Consider the following 26,694-nt stretch of genomic DNA (forward strand, 5'->3'; position numbering starts at 1 on the left):
CATGACTATTCCGTTCTATAATTTTAATCAATTTCATATTTTCATTAGATAACTCGAAACTCTAATTAGTACGGCTTTTTCAAACACCCAGCTCCACCTAACTGTTTTGCTTTACAGCCAAATTTTGAGGCGGAAGTTTTACTGCTTTCGAATAGCTAGATAGATCTTTCACCCATATATTCATATCTTCCAACTTATCGAAAATGTAGCAATTATTCGCCAGTCTTCCTGTATACGTATAGCCTAATTGATGAAAGGCAGCATTCATTCCGAAAGAAAGCGATCGAGCAATTGTATAGGAGCAGAAAATAGATCTTTCTTGAAGTTCTTCCTCTAATTTAATTAGTAAACTTTTCATAAATCCATGTTTACGGTATTCAGGTAAAGTAGCACAATTCGTTAATTCTGCATTCCCTTCCTTTATGTTCATTTCTGCAGATGCTGTACTAATAATTTTCCCCTCAAATTCATACACGTAGTAAATTGTATCGTCTTCTTTTATCGTCTGTAATACATAACTCGCTTCATTTAAAGGTGTCGGATACACTTCAAATACTTTTCCGAATACAGTTGCTAATTCTTCTGCATCTTCTTCAGTCGCTTTTCTCAGCAAAAATTTCTCTGGAACTACTTTTTCTTTTATTTCTTTTCCTTTTACACCGCTTAATATAGTATCTTCCTCAATCCAATGCATACTATTTCGTCTTTCATCATTATTATATTTCACAAAAAAGTATGCATCGTGTCCTTGAAAATAATGAGGTATCGTTGCTTCCAACAAAAAACCGAAAGAGAGCCATGTTGAAACATGCTCTCCCTTTCCTTTAATAATACATTTAGTGAAAGAATGTTTCTCTGCTAGTTCGTCAATTGTCTGTATAATACTTTCAACATTTCCTGTATAGTGATCTACCCGAATACGCTTATTAAAATAATCTAAAACACCTTCTACTGTATAACAATTCGTCTGTTCTCTAAAAGATTCATAGTATTTCATTTTTTCACCTCACACCAATCTAGTAATGTACATGCAATAATTTTTGCGGCAGCTATCATTTTATCAACTTCTATATATTCGTTTGGATAGTGTGCTACTTTCGTCTCTCCTGGACCAAATACTATTGTTGGTACGTTTGCAATTTGTGTAAATAAACCTCCATCAGTCCCCCACGGAGATGCTTCAATAATTGGTTCGTTCCCTTCGATTTCAACAAAGTTGTGATGAAGTGTCGTAATGAGTTCATGATTCTCTTCTAGTTCACCAGGAACCCATCTCGCTCCAAACCATTCTACTTCTACTGGATTTTCAACAAACCAATTGTCCACATCATTTAATTCAGCAATCCAATTCTCAAACTCTTCTTTTGCCGCCTCTATAGTCTCATTCGGCGCAACACCGCATCTTCCTTCTAAAATTAATTCATCGGGAACAGAACTTGGCCAACTCCCTCCTTCAATTTTCCCAATGTTAATTGGAATTGGAATCGGAATTTCTTTAAATAACGGATCTGTAATTCGACTATTTCTTTTCTCCTCTAGCTTTCTTACATGTTCTATAACAAACATACTTTTTTCAATTGCACTAACCCCTTCATAGCGCGTTCCACCGTGTGCAGCTTTCCCTTTTACACGTAGACGAAACCACATGGAACCTTGTTGTTTCGGGAAAAACTTCATATTAGTAGGCTCCGGAATAATGACACCATCTGCCTTATATCCTCGTAATATAGTTGCTAATGTCCCTGCTCCGCCACTTTCCTCTTCTATTACACTTTGAAAATAGATGTCTCCTTTTAATTCAATGTTAGATTCAATAATCGCTTCCATCGCAAGCATAAGTGCGACATTTCCGCCCTTCATATCCGTCGTTCCACGGCCATATATACGATTTCCGATTTTCTCACCGCTATAAGGATGATGTTCCCACTGATTCACATCCCCTTCTGGAACTACATCAATATGCCCATTCAATATCATAGATTTCCCGTCGCCACTTCCTTTTAAAGTTGCTACAATATTTGGGCTATCTGAAAAACTTGTACGGGGTGATACAAAATAAGGATGATCTTTCATTTTAGAAAAAGAAGGCTCCCATATATCGAGCTCTAAACCTAATTCACGTAATTTTTCAATCACAATTGCCTGCGCACCGCTTTCATCACCAGATACGCTCTTTTCTTGAATTAATCGTTTTAAAAATTTCACACTTTCCTCTTCATGGCTCTCAATATAATCACAAACTTGCTTTTTTAATTGCTCCATATATTACATCTCCCTTCATTCAATTACTAGTAAGTTAGAACTAATTTGAAAATCAGCTTCTGTATGTCGTTTTACATCTTCTACTGTGTATGGGCTCATTAATTCTTGTAATATAAGTCCACTCGGAGTTACCTCCATGACTGCCATATCAGTAATAATTAAATCTACACATTTCTTTGAAGTTAATGGCAATGTACACTCTGAAACAATTTTTGCATTTCCGTACTTATCAACATGATTCATCACAACAACGACCCGCTTCGCTTTTTGTGCTAAATCCATTGCTCCACCAATACCTGGAACACGTTTTCCAGGTACAATCCAGTTTGCTAAATCACCATTTTCACTTACTTGTAATGAACCAAGAATCGTTATGTCTAGCAAACCTTTTCGAATCATCCCAAACGCTGTGCAGCTATCGAAATAACTCGCTCCTGTTATAAGAGAAGTTGGTAAACCTGCTGCATTACACAAATTTTCATCTTCATTCCCTTTACTTGGCGTTGGTCCCATGCCGACGATTCCATTTTCCGCATGAAACATAACATTTATATCTTCAGGCAAATGATTTGGTACAAGCGATGGTATGCCAATACCTAAATTTACAATCATACCATTTTGTATTTCTTTCGCCGCACGCCTAGCAATCTTATCCCTCACTTCTACGCCCATACCCATTTCCAGTTCACTCCTTCCGACGGTACAATATAATTTACGAAAACACCTGGAACGACAATTTCCTCTGGATCTAAACTTCCAAGCGGGACTATTTCTTCTGCTTCTACAATTGTTATATCCCCAGCCATAGCTACATGGGGATTCATATTTCGTGCACTTTTGTCAAATACAAGGTTACCAAACGGATCTGCCTTTTTCGCATATACAATTGAAACTTCAGCAGTTAATGCTGTTTCAACTAAGTAGGTCTTACCATTCATTTCAACTGTTCGTTTTCCCTCTTCCACAATCGTATCAACACCAACATCAACTAAAACACCACCAAGACCAACGCCACCAGCGCGAATACGCTCTGCTAATGTTCCCTGCGGAGAAAACTCAATTTGTAACCTTCCCTCGTTTAGTTGCCTTCCTGCATTTGGATTGGAGCCAATGTGAGAAGTAATTATTGATTTAACTCTTTCATTTGTAACAAGACGACCGATACCTACATCAGGAAATCCAGTGTCATTTCCAATTAAATTTAAATTTGTAACGCCTTTTTCTAAAATTGCCTGTATTAAAGATGGAGGGGATCCAATCCCTCCAAATCCCCCAAACATCAATGTCATATCATCATGGAACAAAGAAATTACTTCCTCAATTTCTTTTAATTTACCGAATGTATTTGTAATAGTTGTCATGCGATACTATGCCCTCCTTTTTGCATCATCTCTTCCACACTTTTAGAGAAAATTGAAAGTAATTCATCTAACTCGGAATATGTAGTTGTCATTGGCGGTGCTACAAGCAGTGCACTATCTTCTTTTCCTGCTTGCCCTGAAACTGCTTGGTATAACAGCAGACCATTTTTAGCTGCAACTGAAATAAGCTCTGACGCTTTTGTAAACGGTTGCAATTCTACCCCGATTAGCAACCCTTTTCCGCGCACATCAGCAATGATTGTCGATTGTTGCTGAACTTTCTGTAAGCCTTTTATTAAATACTCTCCCTTTTCTGCTGTTTTTTCAGGAAGATTATGTTTCTCCATATATTCAATAACAGCTAAAGCCGTTGCTGCAGACAATGGATTTGCACTTAACGTATGACCGCTCATTACTGAACGTGATCCACGTAATATTGGTTCCATAACACGATCACTTACAACTGTCGCTGCCATCGGTGTATATCCCGCTCCTAACCCTTTACCAAGTGTCATAATATCCGGCTCTACGCCCCAATGCTCCATCGCAAACCATGCTCCAGTACGACCGAGCCCAGTCATTACTTCATCCGCAATAAATAAAATATCGTAATGGTCGCAAATCTCTTTAATGACTTTATAATAGTCTTTCGGCGGAACAACCGCGCCTCCAGCTGCTCCGATAATCGGCTCAGCAATAAAAGCAGCAATATGCTCTGCACCAATTCTTTCAATTGATCTTTCTAGTTCAGTCGCACATGCCAGCTGACAAGTTGGATATACCTTTTGAACAGGACATCTGAAACAATATGGAGCTGGTATAGTCGGATAATCTTCCAAAATAGATACGAAACGTTGTCTACGTAGTGGATGCCCAGACATCGATAAAGCACCCATCGTAATACCGTGATAACTCATCCATCTTGATAAAATTTTATGTTTCCCTTGAATACCTCGCTCTTGAAAATGCTGAATTGCAATTTTCATAGCTGTTTCATTCGCTTCCGTGCCACTATTTACAAAAAAACTCCAGTTCAAATCTCCTACACTTAAATCACTTAACTTCTTCGCTAATTTTTCAGCTGGTTCACTCGTAAACTGTGATCTATAAACGAAAGCAATCTCCTCAGCTTGCTTTTTAATAACGTCTGCAATCTCCTTTACGCCATGCCCAATACCTGCCGTAATTGCTCCTGACGAACCATCAAAATATTTATTGCCATTTTGATCATACAAATAAACACCTTTTCCATGTGAAATCATTGGATACGGCTGACCAACAAGTGGTTTAATTAAGTAATCGCGCATAGCGCTCCCCCATTTCTCCAATTTGTATATATATATGAAGAAAATTGACGTTTCTTTCATAAAAAAGAATCCTCTGCAAAAGCAGTGAATTTATCAAAAAACTATTATAAAATATACAAATGAGTGCTTAAAAATTTTTATAAAACAGAAAATTCAGAACTAAAAAATCGAAGACCAACCCTTTTCTATACGCCCAAATAACCCTCCTTTTTATATGAAATGACTACATCACCAAATGTTTTTATAGCATAATGCCAACTGTCCTTAAATGCCGACATTCTGTACACTTCGACGGAACTCCCGTTAAACTCCTTCCTATTATCCTACTTTAAATTGCATATTTTAAAACAAATTTCGACACCCACCTTACTAATCAATTCAGATTCCTATTCATTATGTAAACTTTTCAGTTTTAAACTATAAAAAAAGAACCGATTAACCACACTAATCAGTTCGTCATGACGCTCTCTTATGGGTTAATACTGTCAATTGCTAAAATAAATAGAAAAATGAAGTTTACAAATTCATCCTACAGCCTATAACACAAAACCTTTTCATAACTTCATTCACAATTACTATCGGGATATCCCTATCCCGAAGTGGCACTCCTTTCCTCAGATTCAAAGTATCTTTCCTTTATAATTTATGTAGGACAATTATCACTTTGTATGTGTATTTGCCTATAATTAAAAAAATCCCTAGTTTTCTAGCGATTTTTGGACATGTATTCAATATGTTAATTGAAATGCACTTTCAATTTGGCATTTATTTTACTTTCGTACAGTCATATGTACTGCTTTACTCTGCGAAATTCTCGTAAGCACCAGCACCTCTTTATGAAAACATATTTGTTGTCAATTTTTAATTTTCCCTTTATAAAATCATTTTTTTTGCATAACCGCTTTCTTGCTTCGCATATAGTTTTAATGATGACAAAGGAGGAATGTTCATGTCTCAATCTGAAATCGAAAAATATGGACAAGAAGTTACACAATACGAACAACTCGCACGTTACTATCAGTTTCGTAATCCTAAAAAATATATAGAATTATATATGAAATATTACGATGCACTATCAAAACTTGTACAGGCGTATGAAACAAGAGACTCACAAGAAGCTGCTTTACCGTCACATATAAGAATTTTTCATGCCGATCCAAATATACCAGCGGTTGACATTTTAGTAAACGGACAAAAGGTTATTAAAAATATTTCATTTAAGCAATTCAGCCCTTATTTATCATTAGTGCAAGGTAAATACCGTATAGATATTGTTCCTGTCGGAAATGAAACTCCAATCTTTTCAGCGTTGGTACCAATAATGGGAAATCATACTTATACTCTTGCTGCAATAAATAGTGATAATCACCTACAATTACAGCCTATACTTGATAATACACATTTACCAGCTGGTCAAGCCAAAATACGGTTTGCACATTTCTCTCCAGATACCCCTGTTGTAAACGTAGATTTAAAAGATGGGGATCATTTATTTGAAAATGTACTCTTTAAACAAATAACAGATTTTTTGCAAGTTAGCCCTGGTACAGCAGATATTGAAATTTCACTCGCAGATAATAAAAACGTTTTATTGACTATACCAAAATTCAATGTTGAACCAAATGTTATTTATACAATTTCAATAGTAGGTTATTCAACTAAAGATCCTAAATTAGAAGCCGTTATACTCACAAATTAAAACAGTCTACACCATTCATTTGGTGTAGACTGTTTATTTTTGAAATGCAATTTGAAATTCTGTCCAATCGTTATCTGATCGACACATAATGGATCCATTATGTTTTTCCACAATTTGTTTACATACAAATAATCCAATACCAGTTCCTAACTTTTTAGTAGTTACAAATGGTTCAAAAATCGTTTCTACATTTTCAGCTGGAATCATTGGTCCATTATTTTTTATCACAATTCGAATAGCTTGATCTTCTTCAAATACATCAATGATAATTTTTCGTTCTTCTTTCATTGATTCAAGAGCATCAATTGAATTCATTAATATGTTTAAAAATACTTGTCTCACTTCACTCCGATAACCAACAAGCGGAATTGGATACGGTAAATTCTTTTCAATCAAAACATTCGCATTGACCAAACTCGGATATAAGAATTGTATAATGTCTTGAAACAAGTCATTAAGCCAAAACCGTTCCGATTCATTCCACATTTCTTTTTTCGATACGAGTAAAAATTGCGAAATACGAAAATTTAATTGATCTAATTCATGAGAAATAATATCTAAATACGATAAACTCGGATGATCCGCCTTTAATAATTTAACAAACCCCATAATGGAAGTAAGCGGATTACGAAATTCATGTACAAAACTAGCTGACATTTGCCCTAAAATCGTCAGCCTTTCTTTATGTGTTTCGTTAATATATTGCTGTTTTTCCTCTAAATTCTTCGATATAATTTCCGAGTATTTTAAAACGGTATAATAAATTAATTTGTCAAAACAAGTATGTATTTTTGCCATAATTGGTTTCAATTCACGAGCGCTAACATCTAATTCACACATCGCTTCGAAAAGTTCATTTCTTCCCACGTTTGCGTTATAAACAAAATCTCCAATATTCGCATCTGCTCCAGCACGTTCAATAGCAATTTTCTCACATAACGGTTGAAGATAATTTATATCTTTATCTTCCATAGTAAGTTCGATAATTAACTCTAGTAAATCCTCTCCATTTTGAACTACTTCTAGTTTAAATGGATCTTTTTCGGAAATTATCATTTTGTTTTTCCAGTTCTCTACGAATTGGTGCCTATTGTTTTTCAAGTGTGAACAAAATATTTCTTTAATATCCTTATCGATTGGAAAAACCTCCATTCCCTCCATTTCCATACGACGAATACCCTTTATATTTTGAATATTAACACAAAAAATACGATTCGTTAATAGATTTTTGTCACATTTTGTTAATTTCTGTTGATAAAATTATTTTTTCTTTCTTATTTAACTAATTGTATACAAATCCCCTTTTTCCTTCACATATTTTCATTATTTCCGTAGTCAAAACGACTTTTTTTTGCATCATTTTTACTTCTTGCGTACAATAGAAAATGAAAGGTGTGAAAAATATGGTAAATAAAAATGTGGAAGATTATCTCCAAGAAGGCATTTACGGCCAAAAGCAAAACAAACCAGAAGAACGTAATATGTATTTAACTACATTACGTGAGCGTGTGGAAATCGCTTTAACAATCGGTCAAGTAATGCAAAGTAATGTATACTCTGAAGTGGCGGGTAGCATGCGCTCTTCTCAATCATTACAACTCCTCCTAAATGGTGGCATTGCTTACCCACATTTATCAAAATACATTAAATTAGCAAACGAAAAAAATGTTCCTTTTACAATTGTTCAAAATAAAGATACAAAAACACCAATCGGTTTAGTATTAACTCATGCTACTGCTATAGATAAAGAACAAATTTATGTAGAAGATACTATTTTCAAACAAGAAATGAAGTAAAAGTTACACTTAATTAAATAGTTACTAGAAGCGTAAAAAACGAGTATGGAATCGTAAACATTTCCTACTCGTTTTTTAGTGCAAGTTTTAAGTTTTTCCACTTTATTTTTTAATACATACTAATTTCATTTCTGTCATTTCTTCTATTGCATATTTAATTCCTTCGCGTCCCGTGCCACTTTCTTTCACACCACCATAAGGCATATGATCTACTCTGAACGTTGGAATATCATTAATCATGACACCACCAACCTCTAGCTCATCAATTGCACGCATTGCTTTAAATAAATTATTTGTAAATACTCCTGCCTGTAAGCCGTAACGCGAATTATTTACTTGCTCAATCGCTTCATCAAATTCTTTAAATGTATTTACTGTCATGAGTGGACCGAATACTTCTTGGCACTGCACAGATACATGATCTGGAACATTTGTTAATACAGTCGGTTCAAAAATTCTTGCATCCTGCTTCTTACCACCACATAAAACAGTTGCTCCTTCCTTAATTGCTTCTTGAACCCACATATCAATTCGCTCTACATCTTTTTTTGAAATTAAAGCTGATACATCCGTTTCCTCAAGCAATGGATCACCAACAACAACTGATTCCATCGCTTTCTTTAGCTTTGAGAGAAATTCATGTATTTTCGTTTCATGTACAAAAACACGTTGTACTGAAATACAAACTTGCCCATTATTAACAAATGCTCCCCATTTTACACGTTCAATTATTTCATCTGTTAACTCTACATCTTCATCAATAATAACAGCAGCATTTGAGCCTAGTTCTAACGTAACTCGTTTTAGCCCAGCCTTTTGTTTTATTCCGATTCCAACTTTTGGACTTCCGGTAAAAGTAATAGAAGCAACGTAATCATTTTTGACGATTGCCTCACCAACCGTGGGGCCAGGGCCAGAAATGATATTTAAAGCTCCATTTGGCAATCCTGCCTCTTCAAATAACTCAACTAATGCATAAGATGATAATGGCGTTTGATCAGCTGGCTTTAATACAACTGTATTTCCGGCAGCGATTGCTGGTCCAACTTTATGCGCTACTAAATTTAATGGGAAATTAAATGGTGTAATAGCCCCTATAACCCCAATCGGCTTTCGGATTGTATATGCAATACGCCCATCTGCACCAGGTGCGGCGTCTAATGGCAATGTCTCACCATATATACGCTTCGCTTCTTCAGCTGCAAATTTGTACGTTTGAACAGTACGATCTACTTCTCCCCTTGCAGCACGTATTGGTTTTGCAGCTTCTTTTGCAATAATCTCTGCAAATTCTTCTCTTCTTTCATCCATTTTTTGTGCAACTTTCTCTAAAATAGTCGCACGATCATATGCAGATAATGTATTCATTTTTGTCATTGCATTTTTTGCAGCAGTAACAGCCTCTTTTACATCTTCTTCCGTTCCTTGTGCAATTTCCGCTAATGTTTCTTCAGAATATGGTGCGTATAATGGTTTATACGTGTTTACAGATTTCCAACTTCCGTTTATATATAAATGCTTTTTCATACTTCTTCTCCTTCCAAATATATGTATACAACAATACTTCACCTAGTGAAAGGTTCAACTTATGTCATTGTATCATACCCCCTATCCCTCAAAAAACATTATGCTCAAAAAAACTCTGCTATATAGCAGAGTTTACGAGCTAATTTGCTCTTGTAACGAAATTTGTTTTTCATCTTCTAAAATAACAATCGATTCTACTATCTTTGTAACTTCTAATCTTTTTATATAATGTCCATCTAATTCTTTCACACAAAACTTATAATTTTCAATTTCAATGGAATCCTCTTCAGCAATCTCTATATTCTTCGTTAAAATCCAACCACCGATTGTATCAACACCATCATCATCAATCCCTAAACCAAATAACGTATTCACTTCACTAACAAGTACTTTTCCCTCTAGTATCGTCTTCGTTTCACTAACCTTTTGAATTTCTGGCTGCTCATCCGTATCAAACTCATCCTGAATATCTCCAACAATTTCTTCCAAAATATCTTCAACAGTAACAAGTCCAGATGTCCCACCATATTCATCTATCAATATAGCAATATGTGTTCTTTCTTTTTGCATTTTTAAAAACAAATCATGAATTGGAATAGAATCGATAACTAAAATAATTGGTCTCACATATTGCTCTACTGTCTTCTTATTAACAGCTTTATGTTGTACAAACTCAGTAAAAATATCTTTAAAATTCACAAAACCTATTACGTGGTCTTTGTCGCCATCAACAACTGGATACCTTGTATATTTTTCGCGAGACATTTTTTGCAAAGCTTCTTCAGCAGGCATTTCTTTACTTATAATATTCATTTCAGTTCGAGGTACCATTATTTCTTTTGCAATCCGATCATCAAATTCAAAAATTTTATTTACATATTTATATTCAGATTGATTAATCTCACCATTTTTATAACTTTCTGAAACTAACAACCGTAATTCTTCTTCTGAATGAACCTCATCATGCCCCTTCGGCGGTTTCAGCCCTAGCAGCTTCGTAATGATTCGAGCTGAACCATTTAATAGCCAAATGAATGGGAATGCAATACGATAAAAGAAAATTAACGGCTTAGAAACAAGCAAACTCACTTGTTCAGATTTTTGAATTGCAAATGTTTTTGGGGCCAATTCCCCTATTACAACATGTAAAAAAGTAATTAACAAAAATACTAAAGTTACAGCAAAAATGTCTGCTAGTTGAGTAGAGATATTCCAATTTGCAAAAAGCGTATCAAACATTTGCTTTAACGCAGGTTTACCAAACCACCCAATTCCTAAAGCTGTAACAGTAATTCCTAACTGACAAGCAGATAAATATTCGTCTAAGTTTGTAATGACTGTTTTGACCGATGTTGCACGATTATTTCCTTCTGCAATTAAATAGTCAATTCTTGAACTTCTCACTTTAACAATTGCAAATTCTGCTGCAACGAAAAATGCCGTTAAGGCAATTAAAACAATCACTATACTTATACTATATATGTCCAAATACTTTTCCTTACTTACTTACTTTGTAAGCAAGGAAGCCACCTCCTACTTAATTTTATTCAAGTGAAGTAAGCATTCTAATACTCTAACAAAATTCTACATTAGCAACCACCTTTTTATATATTATATGCATACATAAAAAAGATATTTATCATTATGATAATCTAATTCATTTACACTCGTCAAATTATTCTAAATGTTACGATAAGACATTTTTATTTAAAAGAACTATTCTCCTCAACTCAATTTCGTGAAAAAACACTTTCTTTGCCGATTCCACACTTCTTTTGTCGCACTAGAAGGGAACTTACTTCATAGCTCGAAATCATTCAACAGGATATATATAGGGGGGATTATTTTGGAATATAAAACACCATTTATCGCAAAGAAATTAGGTGTTAGCCCAAAGGCTGTTGTCCGGATCGCGCAACAATTAAATCTTACGATAGAGAAAAACAAATATGGCCACTTTATTTTCACACAAGAGGATGTCGATCAAATGTTAGAACACCATCGATTTCAAATAGAGCAATCTCAAAATTCTCAATCTACTCAAAAGGCTTCCTCAAATGAAGTTGAGGAATTAAAAACTCAAGTTAATACAATTGTTCAAAACATATCATCGAATGATTTTGAGCAATTAGCTAATCAATTAAACACTATTACGAGAAGACTTGATCGAATGGAAGAACAAATGCAAGATAAGGCAAATGATGTCGTCACGTACCAACTTTTACAACACCGTCGTGAAATGGAGGAAATGTTAGAGCGAATTCAAAAGTTAGAAGCTGCCCTAACGAAAGAAGAACCCATTTATATTACTCCGGATTCAAAACCAACATATGAACGAGAAAAGAAACCGAAGCGCCGCAAAATGATTTTTAGTATATTTGGATTATAATTTTTAGACCCTTATTAAAATAATAAGGGTCTTTTTTAATGAAGAGTTATATCCTATACAAATATTATTCTCTTTATTATACATATTCACTTCGCTTTATTTCGTTAACATAATATTTTTACTGTATTCTGTAATTAATGCCTGTGCATGAGCATTCCCTTGAATCACATCACGAAATTCTTTTAAAGAATACAAATGCGTAACCCCTTTTCGAGCATGAATTCTTACTGGTACACCTTGTAAAGTATCATGAAACTGAAAAGGATTATCTATTGGTTCAATTGGAAAACCAAGTGTAAGTAAATACATATACATTCTTTTTGTTACTGCTGCAATGTACCATTCAGCTTTTGTTTCTAACGCATGTATAAATAAAATAGCTGTTAGCCTTTTGAAATGTCCTCTTCCACGAGACGTTTTCGAAATACTTAACTTGCCTATTTCATATACATTCTTCAAATCTTTTACTAAATCATTTTTAGAAAACGGATAGAAAAACTCAGAATTCGATTGTTCAGGTACCGTATACTTAATACATTCTACTGTACCAATAGGATGTTCATCTTCTATTAATAAAAATCGTGATGGATTTAAATTACGTTCTACGAACATTAAGTTTCTTTCTTCACAAAAATCTCCCCATAGTTGCTCGAACCCAAAATGTTCTTCCTTTGTTTGAACACGCTGGAACATATTTAACCGCCTTTCCCATCGCCGCTCTGTTTTTTTTGATAACGCTTTCACTATCTATCATATAAGAACAAATCTTCGTATGCAACTAAAAATATTTATGACTTATTATATTCTGCAAAATGAATTAGATTCCAATTTAATCGACTTTTATCCCGCGCTCACATTCCTTTTAATAACACATTTGTAGCACTTTTCAAATCTAAATTACACTGCGTTTCTTTCCATACAGCATATAATTCTTCTTAATCTAAAGAAATCCTTTATGAAAAAGGATTTCTTTTACTTCTTAATGCTTTTTAGCCATTTTTCAAAAATTTGTACCATCCCATGTTTTCCAGCTAATTTCTCTTCCCCTTGTTTCGTCTTATATGGATATAACTGCAAGAAAACACCGCATCCAGACTCAATTTTTTTACTATGCATATGGCTTCCTGGATATACACAAATGACTTCATAAATTGACCTTCGATAATAGACTCGCTTTCCATCCTGTTCTTCTACATACTTTATAGACCAGTACTTATACATTTGCTCAGTTGCTTTCGTATTTCCGACGTGCTGAAAAATATTGTACATTGGACTATACTTCACTTCAATAATAATAGAAGATTTATATACGTATTTCCCATCTTCTTTTACATAACAGTCTAAGCGAATATCTGGCTTCTTCGTATCCTCACCATTGTAAAAATTACTACCTTTACTTAATGCAATAAGAGGATGTGTTTCAATTAAGTCATTAAATGCGACATGCACCTTTATATCATCTCGTTCTAAAACTACTGTCGTTCCATCTTGTAATCCATCTACATAAAAATGTTCTTGTATTTGTTCACGTATGGAGTTTCTAGCCTCAAAACCAATTTGCTCTAAAAGTGAAATAACGATAAAAAAAGCGTAATATTCATACACTAAAAACGTTGGCTTATAAACAAATAATAATGATGGAGATTGATCCGTATATTGCGGGAGTACTTCTAAATGATGTAGTAATTGTTGATGTGGTATCGGTAAATCATGTAAGTTCATGTTACTTGTTTCAGTAACTTCCCTCCAAAATGAAGAGTGCATTAACATTTGAAAGTATTGTACATTTTCATGCACAATATGCGCCAATATTTTATATTCTTGTATTTTCATTGAGCTCTTTCGTAAATCGGCTTCTTTTAGTAAATGTATATTTTTATATTTTTGCTTCTCTCTATCGGTTACTGATCCATTACGCTCAATTGTTTGTATAATCGTTTTTACAGCTTGAAACTCTTCTGATTTTTTCTTTTTTTCTCTTTCTAATATTTCAATTGTTTGACGTAAAAAACTTTTAGCTTCAATTAAATAATGATAAAATTGCATCGCTTTATATTTAAGAAATGCATTTTCCTTACTATTTTTTTGTTCCATAAACTTACGATTATAATGTTTGGCATAAGGTTTTCGTTCTGCCACTATAGTTCCTTTTCTTGTTGGCTTTCGCTCTTTTCCTTCCCATTTATATTCATTTATAAATTTTGAGCTTGATTCTATTTTCTTAAAGATTTGCTTTATCATTTTCATTTTTTGCGGTAACTTTCTAAGTAACACTAAATAAGAAGAATCCTCAATATCGCTAAGTGCAGAGAAGGTTTTTTTATAGTAACCTCTATCCAAAATCAACTCATTTAAAATTGACTTCACATAGTCTTGAATCATTTCAAATTGATCATCAAAAAAGTTTTTCGGTACGATTTGAAATGCGCCATAATACGTTGTATCTTCTATACGCACTTCAAAATGGTATAGACCACAGCGCCATGGATAAAAGAATTCTGTTTTCCCGTGTTCATATATTAATACTCTTTGTTTTTTTTCATTTATTTCATATTGAGCCTCTTTTATATTTTTCTGTCCCTCATATACTTTATTCCATATAAAAGTAATATTCATTGGGATTTCATAATTGTACTGCAATCTTATTGGTTTTAATTCTTGTACTTTATAAATACATTGAACTAATGCTGTAGTAGATGTACAAAGACGATTTAATAAAATATAATCTCCTTTCCCCTCATTTCCAATGATTAACTTTAATACAAAAGGGAGCGTTTCATTCGTATCAACGATTTTTGTTTCATAACGCCCTTCATTTTGCATATCCATACAACTCCAGTTCTCTACGTTTTTCTCGTATATATGCTAAAGAGTGTTCAAATGTAGATACTCTGTTTGCAAGTGTAGATTGCAAAAGAGGTACTAAGGTCGCCCCCCTTTTTGCTTCTTCAGAAAGTAAAGGCCCAACCATCATTTCGGTCCCTCTGATTTTCGTCAATACACGCTGCTTTATTTGTAAATCAAACCCCTCTTCTCTACTAATCATATAGGTATGGTTATTTTGAAACGGTATGTTTTGCAAATAAGTCGCAATTGCATTTGCACATCGGAAAGAAATTCCCTTAGACGCGTCATGTGATGACAATACGACATGCAACTTATCTAATAGCTCTAATTCTTCTTCAGAAAACACTTCAATCATCGCTTTATTTCTCATCCAATTTATCCGAAATTCTCCCGCCGTTACTTTCAAAGGTGGATGTAATACGACTTTCCCCTGTTCCATGCCCATCTCACAAAACGGAATTTTCTGTAACGTTATTAGGTTCGTTCGGTCTAATAATCGATCAGAGAGCTCTTTCGTTGTTTCATCAAAATTTACAGTACCTACAAATATAATATTTTCTCCAATTTCAATTGTTGATGGAATTGAATTCTCTATGTCCTGTACACCCTCATACAAGTTTAAAATACGATTTTTTGTTTCAAGTTCAAGAACAGATAGAAACGGAGTAAACCAATGCTCAATATGAGACATGTTCATTTCATCAAAAACGATTATATACAGTTGATTTGGATTTTCTTTCGCCTTCATTAACGTCCTAACTAACTTCGCTTCAGATTCAATAAAAGTACCATTTGGATGAAGGTAACCAAGTAAATCATGTGGTTCTTGATACGATGGCGAAATTGGAATCCAAACCAACTCTTCCCCATACTGTAACCCTAATGCTTCTGCATAAGTTTGCACAAAACGTGATTTCCCAACGCCCGGTATACCACCAAGAATCGTTAACATATTTGTTTTTACACTTATATGGAAATTATAAATATCCGTTTCATCCAAATATAACCCTTTATTATGCACCATACTTTGTACATACTGTAAAAAGGACGATTCACGCTCATCCCATTCCCATTCATCTTTTTGTATTTTTATATCCTCTACTTCAACTAGCTTACCTTCTTCATGCATTCGTTTTTTTAATTGCTCATATACATAATCACTTACAAAATATAATTGATCTTCTACCGCTATTTCTACATACTTCGTCCAGTCACTGCAGTTTATATATTTACATTCACGTTTCTGTTCAAAATAGGCGATTGAGCTAATTGATGACTTTAGGGATATGTTTCCGTACAGTCTTCCATCGTGCCACAATAATTCGGGAGGCTCAAAGTCTTTCGGAAATTTTGGCATAAGAAATGATAAATAACCGTTGCTAAGTTTTCGCTCTAAAGATTCTCTTTTTTTATGATTTGTAACTTTAGGTGCCGGAATCATTTTATAGCTGCTTGCTATTTCTTTCGGTTCTTCTGTACATATTAACTCCACGTATACATTTCCTCTTTCATAATAAAGACGAAACATTACTAATTGCTTTTCTAATTTCCTCTTCTTTAATTCCGAAAAGATTTTTTCATTCTTTTTATTGCTACATAACCCTTCAAATACATATGGTTCATTTGTAAATTGTTCCTGTAAAGTGAATGGTATTGGCGATAAGCAGTGTACAAAGAAATTCTCTCCACTCTTCTCTTTCTCAGCTTTTGTAAATTTCCCTAAAAATCTCATATAGTACATTCGTTTTATAAAACTTGGCTGAAGAGCTTTATGTAATTTCACCTTAGTCACCTTCTTTTTTCATACTATTCTTAGTGTATGAAAGAAACGAAAAACTAGAAATAAAAAACCTGACGTTATCCGCCAGGTTCAAAATAAAAACTTATATTAATGAGAAGGAAATGCTTTTTTCTCTTGTAAAATTGCATTATGAGCAATTTTCATTTTCGCAAGTACGTAACGTAATCGATCTTCAGCGTTTTCATCTTTACTTATTTGTAATTCCGCCAAATTTTCAACAGAACTTGCTAAATTTTCAATGACTCCTCTTAGTTCAGGATGATGATTAAAAAAAGATTCTTGCACTAATACTTTCCTTAACTCACTAGCTAAATCAATTATTCTAGACAACTGTTCTTTTTCTTCCATTCTCATCCCTCCTGAATATCTTATGTAGTAAATATTCTCTAAACAAAGAAAAAAGCCCTTTAAATGAAAAGGACTTTTTACATTTTTATATTTCCAGTTAATAACATATATATTGATGTGATAGCCGCAACAATAATTGCCCACATCACATACTTCTCTGCACCTACAAAGCAACGGTTCCCTTGTTCTTTTCTTGCAAACGTGTAAACAATAATTCCAATTCCATACACAATTGAAACGAGTAGTAAATTCTTTAAACCAGCTGCATAAAGAAGCCATACAGAGTAAATAGAAGCAATTAAAGCTAACGCTCCGTTTTTTAATTTAGCGTCTTTTAGTTCGTTTGTAATGACTAATTTAAATTGGAATAACGCTGATAATAAATATGGTAATAAAATTGATGTTGATGCAATGAAATACATAATTTGATATGTTGATTCCGAAAACAAAACGATGATAAATATAATTTGGGCAACACCATTTGAAATCCATAATGCCATGTGCGGTGTTTGCTTCTTATTTGTTTTCGTAAAGACTTTCGGAAATACGCCATCTTTTCCTGCTACATGAGAAATTTCAGAAACAAGTAAAAACCAGCCAATTAATGTACCGACAAGTGAAGCAACTAATCCGATGTTAATCGCAACTGCACCCCATGGACCAACAACGTGCTCTAATACATGTCCCATGGACGGAGTTTCTAACACAGAAAGTTCGCCTCTTGTCATAGCTCCCATTGACAGGACAGAAATTAAAATATAAATGGACATTACTAAAATAAGTCCCAATACTGTTGCCTTACCAACATCTCGACTATTCTTCGCTCTTCCAGATAATACAACCGCTCCTTCAACTCCAATGAAAACCCAAAGTGTTACAAGCATTGTATTTTTCACTTGACCAAGTATAGCGGAAAGTGAGATCGTTCCTTCTCCCCAAAAATCATGTGTAAATGTGTCCCAGCGAAAGGCTGTTACCATTACAACAATAAATAAAACGATTGGAACTAACTTCCCTATTGTTGCGATCACATTCATAATAGAAGCTTCACGGATTCCAAATAAAATTAAAAAATGAAGTGTCCATAATAAAAGTGATGCCCCAACGATAGACGCAACATTATTTCCTCCTTTGAAAATTGGAAAGAAATAACCTAATGTACTAAACAGTAACATAATTGTTGCGACATTACCTAAGATTCCTGCTAGCCAATATCCCCAAGCACTATTAAATCCAATATATTCACCGAAACCAGCACGTGCATAACTATAAATTCCACCTTCAAGTTCCGGTTTTTGTCTTGCTAACGTTTGATATACGAGCGCAAGTGGAATCATTCCCATCGCTGTAATACACCAGCCAATTATTATTGCACCACTGTTTGCTCCTACTGCTAAATCATGCGGTAAACTAAAAACACCGCCACCAACCATTGTTCCAACTACTAATGCGATTAATGGAAAAAATCCTAACTTCTTTTCTATTTGTACCACCCCATCTGTCATTCTAGGTGTTATGTTCGTTCAACTATTAAAGTCACCTTTTTCTCTAATAGACGTTTCTCTTATATTTTTTCAGGAAAACATTACTTATTCTAAAAGAAAATGAGCAAAAATGGAATACTTTTTTGAAAAAATGTATAAGTATGCACAAAAAAACCGCTCATTTTGTAATGAACGGTCATTTCAAACATATAAATTTGTATATTTCTTGTAAATTTAACGAAGTAACTTCTCTTTTTGTAAAAATTGTTTTGCGACTTCTTCACTACTTTTACCATTTACGTTAACTTCATAATTCATTTTTCGCATTTCTTCATCTGTAATCTTTCCAGATAATTTATTTAATACCTTTTCAAGTTCAGGATATTTCTGTAACGTTTCTTTTCTTAATAATGGTGCTCCTTGATAAGGTGGGAATAACCCTTTATCATCTTTCAGCACTTTCAGTCCGTATTGCTCCAATTCACTATCTGTTGAATATGCATCAATTACGTTAACATCTCCAGATTCAATTGCGCTATAACGCAGCTTCGGCTCCATCGTTTTAACATTCGAGAACTTATAGTTATATAATTTTTGCATTCCTTTATAACCATCTTCACGATCAGCAAATTCCAATGTAAATCCTACTTTGGCTTCCTGTGCAACATTCCCTAAATCAGAAATTGTATTTATATTCTTTTGATCTGCTATTTTTTTCGGCATAGCTAGTGCATATGTATTGTTATACTCCATTGGCTTCAACATAATCATATTATATTTCTTTTCCATTCCAATGCGAGCCTGCTCATATACTTCATCACGATTTGTACTCTTTGGTTCTTCTTTCACGAAAGTAGATAAAGCTGTTCCTGAAAATTCTGGATATATATCTACTTCCCCTGATTTCAACGCTTCAAATACAAATGCTGTTTTTCCAAGACCTGGTTTTAATTGTACGTGTAAATCTGTATCTTGTTCAATAAGCTGCTTATACATTTGAATTAAAATTTCAGGTTCTGATCCAAGTTTGCCCGCAATAACAATATCTTTCTTTTCTGTACTCCAAAGAAATGGAGAAGCAATCATTATACAAACAATACATATCGTCAATATAACACGCTTAGAAGAGCGTTTCGGTCGTTCAAGTATGCGAAGTACTATATCAAAGAATAAAGCGAGTAACGCGGCTGGTACGGCCCCTAAAATGATAAGTGCATGATCATTTCGATCTATACCTAATAGTATAAGCTTACCGAGCCCACCAGCACCAATGAGAGCTGCTAATGTAGCCGTTCCAACAATTAATACCATCGCTGTACGAATACCGGCCATAATGATAGGCAATGCAAGAGGAAGTTCTACCTTCCACAATCTTCTCCAACTATTCATCCCCATAGCTTTCGCGGCTTCTATTAGAGATTCATCTAATTCCCTTATTCCTGTATATGTATTTCGTAAAATAGGTAATAGTGCATACACAACTAATGCGATAATCGCTGGAAGTTTTCCGATTCCTACTAATGGAATTAATAGTCCGAGTAATGCAAGTGATGGCACTGTCTGCATTACTGCAGAAGTTCCTATTATAAATTCAGCCATTCGTTCTTTTCTTGTTAATAAGATGCCAAGTGGCACCGCTATAATTACTGCAAAAAATAATGAAATAAGCGATATTTGTAAATGCTCACTTAATGCAGTTAGTAATTCTATTTTTCGTTCTTGGAACGTTTGTATAAAATTAGTCACTGTTTAGCCTCTTTCCTTCATTTGTTCAACAATGTAATTGACAATATGACGACTTGTTAACGCTCCAATATATTGACCGTTTTTTTCAACTGGAACGACCTCCTCATCACGCACACGAACTAACGCTTCTTGTAAAGAAGAATGTAATGATAGCGCCTGCCCTTCTAATTGCACACTTTGATCAAGCGGCAATACATCTGCTATACTTTTCCCCTGATACCAAGTTCGTCCGCGATTTCCAATAAACTCCTCTACAAATTCATTTTTCGGATTATGTATAATTCCTTCTGGTGTATCTAGTTGAACAACTTTTCCTTCTTTCATAATACAAATGCGATCTCCAAGTGATAATGCTTCTTGCATATCATGTGTTACAAATACGATTGTTTTTTGAATCTTTTTTTGCAACTGTACAATATCCTTCTGAAGCTGTTCCCTACTTAATGGATCTAACGCACTAAATGGTTCATCCATAAGAACGATTTTCGGGTTTGCAGCTAATGCTCGCACGACACCGACACGTTGTTTTTGTCCTCCTGACAATTCATCAGGCATACGATTTCGATAAATATCCGGATCTAATCCAACCATATGTAACAATTCATCGACGCGTGCTTTAATTTCTTTTTTGCTCCATTGCCTCATTTCAGGAACAATTGCAATATTTTCAGCAATTGTCATATGAGGAAACAAAGCAATCTGTTGCAACACGTATCCTATATCCCAACGTAATTCGTTTATATTATATTGTTGAATATCTTTTCCATCGATTAAAATCGATCCTTCAGTCGTTTCGATTAAACGATTAATCATCTTCATTGTCGTTGTTTTCCCGCATCCACTCGGACCGATGAGAACAAAAAATTCTCCCTTATTAATTTCTAAATGCAATGAATCCACTGCTTTCGTGCCATCTTCATACGATTTTGACACATGATTAAATTGAATCACAAATACAACTCCTTTAATGTTGTTTCCTTTATTTTGATGGAATATGGCATTCATTTCAAATGATACGCTTTTAAATTAAAAAAGAGCTCACATTTGAGCTCTAACGGTCGAACAATATTGTTTTCATAATAGCAGCATATTCGCGAACATACATTTTTCTCTTAGAACGAATTGGTGTTTCAGCAGCTAGTGCCTCCATCTTCATGCCTAAACGCTTTGCAATTATTTTCGTTCGATATAAATGATACGTATTACTTACAACTACTGCATGTTTCACATTATATAAATCCATACTAAACTTTAAGTTTTCATACGTATTTGTAGATTGATCTTCTATTAAAATACGACTCTCATCTATACCGTGTACCATTAAATAGTTTCTCATGCTGTGAGCTTCCGGTATATCTTCATCTTCTCCTTGACCACCTGAAACAATTACTTTCGCTTCAGGATGGGAAAATAAATACTCCACCGCTACATCCAAACGATTTTGAAGAGATAAAGACGGTCTATCTCCAAATAACTTTGCACCCAGTATAAGAACGTACGGAGAGTGATAGCTCAACTTTTCACGAGCAACTTTGTTCATTCTAAACGTCATATAAATGATGTATAGTGGCGGTAATAATAAAATGATAAGAAAGATCCATTTGTTCATAAATAAGTTTGCACTCCCTTTCTTTTTATTATACAGAAAAAGAAAGGGCGGCAGAAGTGTTTTTTAAACGATTGATTTATTAGAAACATTCGCCGCTACTTTACGTTGTGATAGTACATAATAAATAGCGATTCCTAATGAGAAGATCAATATGCAGCTTAATACGTAAAACGGAAGCATTACTCCGGCTTTAGATACACCCGCTGTAAACAGCATTAATAATACAATTCGTATTCCAGTACCAATTAGGCGAAATAAGCTGTCTACACGTCCCATTATTTCGTTTGGAATTTCCTCCATCATCAATACATTTCTCGCCACTCTTGTACCCGCATTTCCAACTGCATGAAAAATTGCAAGTCCATATAAGAAAATTACGGAAGGTTCAATAATCATTGCGGTAATTGAAATTACATAAATGAACATCGTCATAACGATTGAAACTTCTGTTTTTACATATTTCATTATGAGTGGAATACAGATTCCTGCAACAACCGCTCCGACACCGTACATCGTGCCCTCTATTGCGTATACAGAGGCATTGGCTTTAAGTATATCCGAAATATAAACTGGTATTAAATAATTTGCCATCATAACACCTATAAACGGCATATAAGTGGCCAGTAAGAACCAAAAGAGCTTAGGACGTTTTTTCATAAAGTGAATTCCTTCAAACAATTGCTTCTTAAATGTTATTTTTCTTTTCACTTCTTTTTTCTTTACGTACGGTATACATAAGAAAAGAAAAAATGCTCCAGCAAAAGTTAACATGTCTACTAACAAAATCCACTTCAAAGATACAATTTCAATTAAGAAGCTCGCAGCCGCTCCAGAAATAACTTGTGTTAACTGTCCTTGTATTTCCATCGTTCCACTTAAACTTTTATAATGTTCTGCTTGAAATATCTCTTGGTTGAACGCAAATATTGTAGGATAAAACAATAAATAGTAGAATGATCCGGCTATATAAATAAGAATATAGTGAATAGAATGATAAGGTTGCCCAGCAAATCCCCATATAACCATTATTCCGATTACGGCTATTCCGATTCCTTCGTTACATAGCAATAAAGATTTTCTTGAAAAACGATCAATACTTTGCCCAATGAATGGTGTTAATAAAAACATAATGAGGGTTGCAATGATAGAAACATAACCAAATGTTGTCTCTCCTCCACTCTCTTTAATTAACAGCCAAGGAATCGTTATCATAACCATTCCGGAACCAATAGCAGATAGACTATTGGCTCCTAGAATGTAATACAAGCGAGAATCATGATAAAGTGAGGACATATCATTCCACTCCTAGTTGTTTTTTCACCTCTTTATATACGCTCATATATGCTTTTAATTCTTTAACTACATCATGAATTAATGGTTTTGCATCTTCTCCAAGTTCACCATCTTGCACATGTAATCCATCAAGCACAACTTGTTTTGGAATTGCATTTGCATAAACACCTCTAGCGACCGTTCGCATGCTGTTTAATGCATTTATTCCACCTTTACCGCCACCAGCAACCGCTAACAATGCAACTGGTTTATGAATAAATTCACTACTACTTAAGTAATCTAAAGAGTTTTTCAGCGCACCGCTCATCGCATTATGATATTCTGGTGTACATAATACAACCCCATCCGCAGCTTTCACTAACGTTTTTAATTTTTTTACTGCCTCTAAATCACGTTGTGACTCTTCTCCATTGTATAAAGGTAACTCCTCAATTGCTAAATCATATAATTCCCCTTCAAATTGATCCGCAATATATTTTGCCACCACACGAGTTCGACCAAATTTTCTTGGTGTACCGTTAATAACGACTAGTTTCATGATTATTTCTCCCCTTTGTTTTCAAGTTCTACTTATATATTATCAGAAATTTCTATACAAAACACAATATAAAGAGTTAACTTGTTTCATAAAATAGTATGATAAACAAAAAAGAACTCATACTTTCGTATGAGTTTTGTACAATTACTTTGTTTCATCTCTCATGCTCAATGTACCTAAACTTTCATTTGCTTCAAAATGATTATATGCTTTTTCCGCTAATCTTTTCCGTTCTTCTGGTAATTCTATATATTTCATTACGTTTTCAATTATTTTTTCGTACGGAGTAAACACAATTCCTGGCCACTCTACCTCATCTTCTGGATTACTATTTTCGGAAATAATAAATTTCTTATTTGCGACTGCATAAGACACGCGAGGTGTTTCAAGAATTCCTGATAAATAAAAATGAATATTTAATATAATTTTAGCTCTAGCAATCAATTCATTTCTAACAATTCCCCACGCATTATTTTTAAAAACTATATTTAAATTCGGGGCAATCGCTTTTAGATAATCAAAAATAGCTTGTCGCCTCGGATTAAGAGCACCTATAAACAGAATATCAATATCTTCAATAATTTCATCTTCAAACGCATCTTTTTTTATTTCCAAAGTTGGAGCATAGTTCATTTCTACATGTTTTATTTCTTTTCCTACCCCTTTTTGTTTAAGCCATTTTATATTTTGTTTACTATAATCCCAAATCACTCTATCTTTTAATAATATTAAATAAAGGGGGTGCGCATATGGACTTCCTTCGTATAGCTGTTCTAAATTATAAACAATTGCATCTTTCGGAAGAAGGTTCGGGTTATATGCATATGTATGTGCTCCAAAAACAACTGTATTCTTTACATTTTCCAGTATTGTTTCTGATATAATTACTGTATTTCCCTCCTGCTCCAACCTCCACTTTAAAGCTCGCGCAACATCTATGAAACTACCGTATGTCTTTGGGCATATAAAAAGACAATAATCATATTCTTTATTCAAATAAACTTCCATTAATCTTAAATTATTTTTATATAGATCTACATCCGGATGTTTAAGTACCAACTCATTTGCATGTTTTCTTGCTACTTTATATAATCCAGCATAATAAGCAGCGATGCATCTTCTTAATTCGATTCTTTCCCGGTCCTCATCTAATACATCCATGTTTAAAAGAAGATTTGCGATACAATACGCTTTTAAATGATCACGATCATAATAATAGTCTAGTAGTGGCATCAATTCTTCATACGTATTTCCATGCACCGATTCTCCTAGTTCAATCGCCCATCGTATTAATTCCATGATTACTCCACTACTCCTTTAATCGAAAATGTATTTAATAAAATTTCGCATTATTCTCTACTATATTTGCTATATGAAATGGAATCTTTTCTTTTATCGATTCCAAATACTTTTGCGACACCGCCCCTAAATGCTTTTTATGAGGTATATAGAAAGCACTAATAGAAATTTCATAGTCAAATAAGTAATCATACACATGATAATCTACAAATAGTAGATCATCCTTTGGAAAAGGAATTTCCTTCCCTTGCAGAGCATACATCAAAGCAATATTGTTTTGAGATCGTAATCGATACAACCTTGCAAGTTGGTATAATGGTTCAGCCCGGGTTGGTCTATATTCCCAAGCTTTTTGAAAATAAAAAACAGCTAACGCTAAATATTGCTCTTCTTGCCCTTTAACAGTTTCTTTTTCATCAGCATCTGTCACTTCATTTTGTTTATTTGCTGAACGATTTGCTAACTGCTCATAACAAAATCCTATTCGCAATAACGAATAGAATACCTCTTCAACCCATCCTCCTGCTTCCACACGTTTTTTATACCATTTAATTGAATTCTCAAATTGACTTAAATGAAAATAAGTCTGAGCTAAATAAAATAAATATCTTATATGCAAATCTGGCGTTGTTTCTGGGTCGTTTATTCCCTGTAACAACAACCTCTCATCTCTTTCAAATTTATCAGCTTTGCTCCCGCCATCTCCGGGATCATTCACGACAAGAGTCTCTAACCGAGCTACCCTCGTATTGTAATTCGCTCCAACTTTTGAACGATCTATATCCCAATACTCATGAGTAACACCGACAGATTTCCATGGTAAAGAAGCTTTTAAAAGACGTGTAAGCCAATATTTAATATGAACATCATATTGTAATGTAAGATAATGATCTTCCGTTAAGCTCGTTTTATCGAAATTCGGATCAACCTCTAAAATCATATCCGCATCTAATATTAATAAATAATCTGCTTCTGGGTATGTTTTTTGCGCTAACGAAACAGCTAAGCTTCTGTTATAACCAAAGTTTTTAAACGGCTCATGATGAACCGTCCCAGGTATCTCATTTTCCTTACACCAATTTTCAATAATTTCAGGCGTATTATCCGTCGATCCAGTATCACAAATAGAAACAAAGTCTACAATTGATTTTGTTGCATTTAAACATCTTTCCATAATTCTAGACTCATTTTTAACGATCATACAAAGACATAACTTTTTTTCTTCCTTTACAGACTTCACTTGCTCATTTCCCATTTAACCACCTCATATTTTATTAACACGCTCTTCTCATATGTAACAACATTTCTTAGCTATACTGATGACATAAGCACCCTTTTACTATTTATGAAAACTTCATTTTATTTATTCTTACTTTTATGTTGGGACA

General features: G+C 34.2%; 23 protein-coding genes. 3 read left to right on the forward strand and 20 right to left on the reverse strand.

Going from position 1 to position 26,694, the window contains the following annotated elements; translation table 11 throughout:
• Positions 1 to 97: 97 nt before the first annotated feature.
• From ablB to ACZDYH_RS12985, 5 genes are read right to left on the reverse strand one after another with little or no spacing between them, the layout of a single operon-like run.
• Positions 98 to 997: a putative beta-lysine N-acetyltransferase gene (ablB, locus tag ACZDYH_RS12965; RefSeq protein ID WP_000878593.1), complete on the reverse strand. Its 900-nt coding sequence runs from the start codon at positions 995 to 997 to the stop codon at positions 98 to 100.
• Positions 994 to 2,262: a peptidase gene (locus ACZDYH_RS12970; protein ID WP_000436698.1), complete on the reverse strand. Its 1,269-nt coding sequence runs from the start codon at positions 2,260 to 2,262 to the stop codon at positions 994 to 996. Before ACZDYH_RS12970 ends, ablB begins: the two co-directional genes overlap by 4 nt.
• Before the next feature lie 15 nt (positions 2,263 to 2,277).
• Positions 2,278 to 2,940: a CoA transferase subunit B gene (locus tag ACZDYH_RS12975; RefSeq protein ID WP_000525293.1), complete on the reverse strand. Its 663-nt coding sequence runs from the start codon at positions 2,938 to 2,940 to the stop codon at positions 2,278 to 2,280.
• Positions 2,925 to 3,623, reverse strand: a complete 699-nt coding sequence (gene atoD, locus ACZDYH_RS12980; protein ID WP_000208102.1) for an acetate CoA-transferase subunit alpha — start codon at positions 3,621 to 3,623, stop codon at positions 2,925 to 2,927. The genes ACZDYH_RS12975 and atoD overlap by 16 nt, the downstream gene beginning before the upstream one ends.
• Positions 3,620 to 4,930, reverse strand: a complete 1,311-nt coding sequence (locus ACZDYH_RS12985; RefSeq protein ID WP_001205882.1) for an aspartate aminotransferase family protein — start codon at positions 4,928 to 4,930, stop codon at positions 3,620 to 3,622. Before ACZDYH_RS12985 ends, atoD begins: the two co-directional genes overlap by 4 nt.
• Positions 4,931 to 5,879: 949 nt before the next feature.
• Here ACZDYH_RS12985 and ACZDYH_RS12990 point away from each other — a divergent pair.
• Positions 5,880 to 6,629, forward strand: coding sequence for a DUF4397 domain-containing protein (locus tag ACZDYH_RS12990; RefSeq protein WP_000083284.1), 750 nt, complete (start codon positions 5,880 to 5,882; stop codon positions 6,627 to 6,629).
• 33 nt (positions 6,630 to 6,662) lie between these two features.
• Here ACZDYH_RS12990 and ACZDYH_RS12995 read toward each other — a convergent pair whose 3' ends face one another.
• Positions 6,663 to 7,796 carry a BA2291 family sporulation histidine kinase gene (locus ACZDYH_RS12995; protein WP_000425086.1) on the reverse strand — a complete coding sequence of 378 codons (1,134 nt, stop codon included), beginning with the start codon at positions 7,794 to 7,796 and terminating at the stop codon, positions 6,663 to 6,665.
• A gap of 236 nt (positions 7,797 to 8,032) precedes the next feature.
• Between ACZDYH_RS12995 and ACZDYH_RS13000 the strand changes: the two genes are divergently transcribed.
• The gene (locus ACZDYH_RS13000) at positions 8,033 to 8,425 is read left to right on the forward strand and encodes a YueI family protein (RefSeq protein ID WP_000247558.1); all 393 of its coding nucleotides are present in this window, start codon (positions 8,033 to 8,035) and stop codon (positions 8,423 to 8,425) included.
• A 102-nt stretch (positions 8,426 to 8,527) separates the two neighbouring features.
• Here the strand turns inward: ACZDYH_RS13000 and ACZDYH_RS13005 are convergent, their stop codons facing one another.
• Together ACZDYH_RS13005 and ACZDYH_RS13010 are read right to left on the reverse strand one after the other, a co-directional pair.
• Positions 8,528 to 9,952 (reverse strand): aldehyde dehydrogenase family protein, encoded by a 1,425-nt coding sequence (locus ACZDYH_RS13005; RefSeq protein ID WP_211478060.1) that lies wholly within the window; start codon positions 9,950 to 9,952, stop codon positions 8,528 to 8,530.
• Positions 9,953 to 10,084: 132 nt separating this feature from the next.
• Complete coding sequence (locus tag ACZDYH_RS13010; RefSeq protein ID WP_000356254.1) at positions 10,085 to 11,440, reverse strand: hemolysin family protein; 1,356 nt, start codon at positions 11,438 to 11,440, stop codon at positions 10,085 to 10,087.
• 358 nt (positions 11,441 to 11,798) lie between these two features.
• Between ACZDYH_RS13010 and racA the strand changes: the two genes are divergently transcribed.
• Entirely contained in the window at positions 11,799 to 12,341 is a 543-nt protein-coding gene (racA, locus tag ACZDYH_RS13015; RefSeq protein ID WP_000456023.1) for a chromosome-anchoring protein RacA, read from the forward strand.
• A gap of 96 nt (positions 12,342 to 12,437) precedes the next feature.
• Here racA and ACZDYH_RS13020 read toward each other — a convergent pair whose 3' ends face one another.
• The 12 genes from ACZDYH_RS13020 to ACZDYH_RS13075 form a co-directional block, all read right to left on the reverse strand.
• The gene (locus ACZDYH_RS13020; RefSeq protein WP_000487796.1) at positions 12,438 to 13,034 is read right to left on the reverse strand and encodes a hypothetical protein; all 597 of its coding nucleotides are present in this window, start codon (positions 13,032 to 13,034) and stop codon (positions 12,438 to 12,440) included.
• Positions 13,035 to 13,313: 279 nt separating this feature from the next.
• The gene (locus tag ACZDYH_RS13025; protein ID WP_001178729.1) at positions 13,314 to 15,164 is read right to left on the reverse strand and encodes a hypothetical protein; all 1,851 of its coding nucleotides are present in this window, start codon (positions 15,162 to 15,164) and stop codon (positions 13,314 to 13,316) included.
• A complete protein-coding gene (locus tag ACZDYH_RS13030; protein ID WP_000766187.1) occupies positions 15,154 to 16,971 on the reverse strand; it encodes an AAA family ATPase in 1,818 nt (605 codons plus the stop codon). The genes ACZDYH_RS13025 and ACZDYH_RS13030 overlap by 11 nt, the downstream gene beginning before the upstream one ends.
• A 105-nt stretch (positions 16,972 to 17,076) precedes the next feature.
• Positions 17,077 to 17,337 (reverse strand): hypothetical protein, encoded by a 261-nt coding sequence (locus ACZDYH_RS13035; protein ID WP_000391445.1) that lies wholly within the window; start codon positions 17,335 to 17,337, stop codon positions 17,077 to 17,079.
• Positions 17,338 to 17,414: 77 nt separating this feature from the next.
• Positions 17,415 to 18,842 carry a basic amino acid/polyamine antiporter gene (locus ACZDYH_RS13040; protein ID WP_000129444.1) on the reverse strand — a complete coding sequence of 476 codons (1,428 nt, stop codon included), beginning with the start codon at positions 18,840 to 18,842 and terminating at the stop codon, positions 17,415 to 17,417.
• Between the two features lie 213 nt (positions 18,843 to 19,055).
• Entirely contained in the window at positions 19,056 to 20,567 is a 1,512-nt protein-coding gene (locus ACZDYH_RS13045; RefSeq protein ID WP_000181014.1) for an ABC transporter permease/substrate-binding protein, read from the reverse strand.
• 3 nt (positions 20,568 to 20,570) lie between these two features.
• Positions 20,571 to 21,518, reverse strand: coding sequence for an ABC transporter ATP-binding protein (locus ACZDYH_RS13050; protein ID WP_474886388.1), 948 nt, complete (start codon positions 21,516 to 21,518; stop codon positions 20,571 to 20,573).
• Between the two features lie 100 nt (positions 21,519 to 21,618).
• Complete coding sequence (locus ACZDYH_RS13055) at positions 21,619 to 22,176, reverse strand: YdcF family protein (RefSeq protein WP_001045715.1); 558 nt, start codon at positions 22,174 to 22,176, stop codon at positions 21,619 to 21,621.
• Positions 22,177 to 22,239: 63 nt separating this feature from the next.
• Positions 22,240 to 23,469, reverse strand: a complete 1,230-nt coding sequence (locus ACZDYH_RS13060) for an MFS transporter (RefSeq protein WP_474886389.1) — start codon at positions 23,467 to 23,469, stop codon at positions 22,240 to 22,242.
• A gap of 1 nt (position 23,470) precedes the next feature.
• Positions 23,471 to 24,007 (reverse strand): NADPH-dependent FMN reductase, encoded by a 537-nt coding sequence (locus tag ACZDYH_RS13065; protein WP_000780355.1) that lies wholly within the window; start codon positions 24,005 to 24,007, stop codon positions 23,471 to 23,473.
• A 144-nt stretch (positions 24,008 to 24,151) separates the two neighbouring features.
• Positions 24,152 to 25,306, reverse strand: coding sequence for a CgeB family protein (locus ACZDYH_RS13070; RefSeq protein WP_474886390.1), 1,155 nt, complete (start codon positions 25,304 to 25,306; stop codon positions 24,152 to 24,154).
• Positions 25,307 to 25,340: 34 nt separating this feature from the next.
• Complete coding sequence (locus ACZDYH_RS13075; RefSeq protein WP_000526219.1) at positions 25,341 to 26,561, reverse strand: glycosyltransferase; 1,221 nt, start codon at positions 26,559 to 26,561, stop codon at positions 25,341 to 25,343.
• Positions 26,562 to 26,694 lie beyond the last annotated feature (133 nt).

This window comes from Bacillus sp. EB V-12, assembly GCF_056158125.1.

Coding starts and splice junctions, on each gene's coding strand:
- ACZDYH_RS12975 (WP_000525293.1), bottom strand. CDS start 2,940: ATGGGTATGGGCGTAGAAGTGAGGGATAAGATTGCTAGGCGTGCGGCG.
- ACZDYH_RS13055 (WP_001045715.1), bottom strand. CDS start 22,176: ATGAACAAATGGATCTTTCTTATCATTTTATTATTACCGCCACTATAC.
- ACZDYH_RS13060 (WP_474886389.1), bottom strand. CDS start 23,469: ATGTCCTCACTTTATCATGATTCTCGCTTGTATTACATTCTAGGAGCC.
- ACZDYH_RS13075 (WP_000526219.1), bottom strand. CDS start 26,561: ATGGGAAATGAGCAAGTGAAGTCTGTAAAGGAAGAAAAAAAGTTATGT.
- ACZDYH_RS13040 (WP_000129444.1), bottom strand. CDS start 18,842: ATGACAGATGGGGTGGTACAAATAGAAAAGAAGTTAGGATTTTTTCCA.
- ablB (WP_000878593.1), bottom strand. CDS start 997: ATGAAATACTATGAATCTTTTAGAGAACAGACGAATTGTTATACAGTA.
- ACZDYH_RS12995 (WP_000425086.1), bottom strand. CDS start 7,796: ATGGAAATGGAGGGAATGGAGGTTTTTCCAATCGATAAGGATATTAAA.
- atoD (WP_000208102.1), bottom strand. CDS start 3,623: ATGACAACTATTACAAATACATTCGGTAAATTAAAAGAAATTGAGGAA.
- ACZDYH_RS13065 (WP_000780355.1), bottom strand. CDS start 24,007: ATGAAACTAGTCGTTATTAACGGTACACCAAGAAAATTTGGTCGAACT.
- ACZDYH_RS12990 (WP_000083284.1), top strand. CDS start 5,880: ATGTCTCAATCTGAAATCGAAAAATATGGACAAGAAGTTACACAATAC.
- ACZDYH_RS12985 (WP_001205882.1), bottom strand. CDS start 4,930: ATGCGCGATTACTTAATTAAACCACTTGTTGGTCAGCCGTATCCAATG.
- ACZDYH_RS13025 (WP_001178729.1), bottom strand. CDS start 15,164: ATGCAAAATGAAGGGCGTTATGAAACAAAAATCGTTGATACGAATGAA.
- ACZDYH_RS13000 (WP_000247558.1), top strand. CDS start 8,033: ATGGTAAATAAAAATGTGGAAGATTATCTCCAAGAAGGCATTTACGGC.
- ACZDYH_RS13020 (WP_000487796.1), bottom strand. CDS start 13,034: ATGTTCCAGCGTGTTCAAACAAAGGAAGAACATTTTGGGTTCGAGCAA.
- ACZDYH_RS13005 (WP_211478060.1), bottom strand. CDS start 9,952: ATGAAAAAGCATTTATATATAAACGGAAGTTGGAAATCTGTAAACACG.
- ACZDYH_RS13070 (WP_474886390.1), bottom strand. CDS start 25,306: ATGGAATTAATACGATGGGCGATTGAACTAGGAGAATCGGTGCATGGA.
- ACZDYH_RS12970 (WP_000436698.1), bottom strand. CDS start 2,262: ATGGAGCAATTAAAAAAGCAAGTTTGTGATTATATTGAGAGCCATGAA.
- ACZDYH_RS13035 (WP_000391445.1), bottom strand. CDS start 17,337: ATGGAAGAAAAAGAACAGTTGTCTAGAATAATTGATTTAGCTAGTGAG.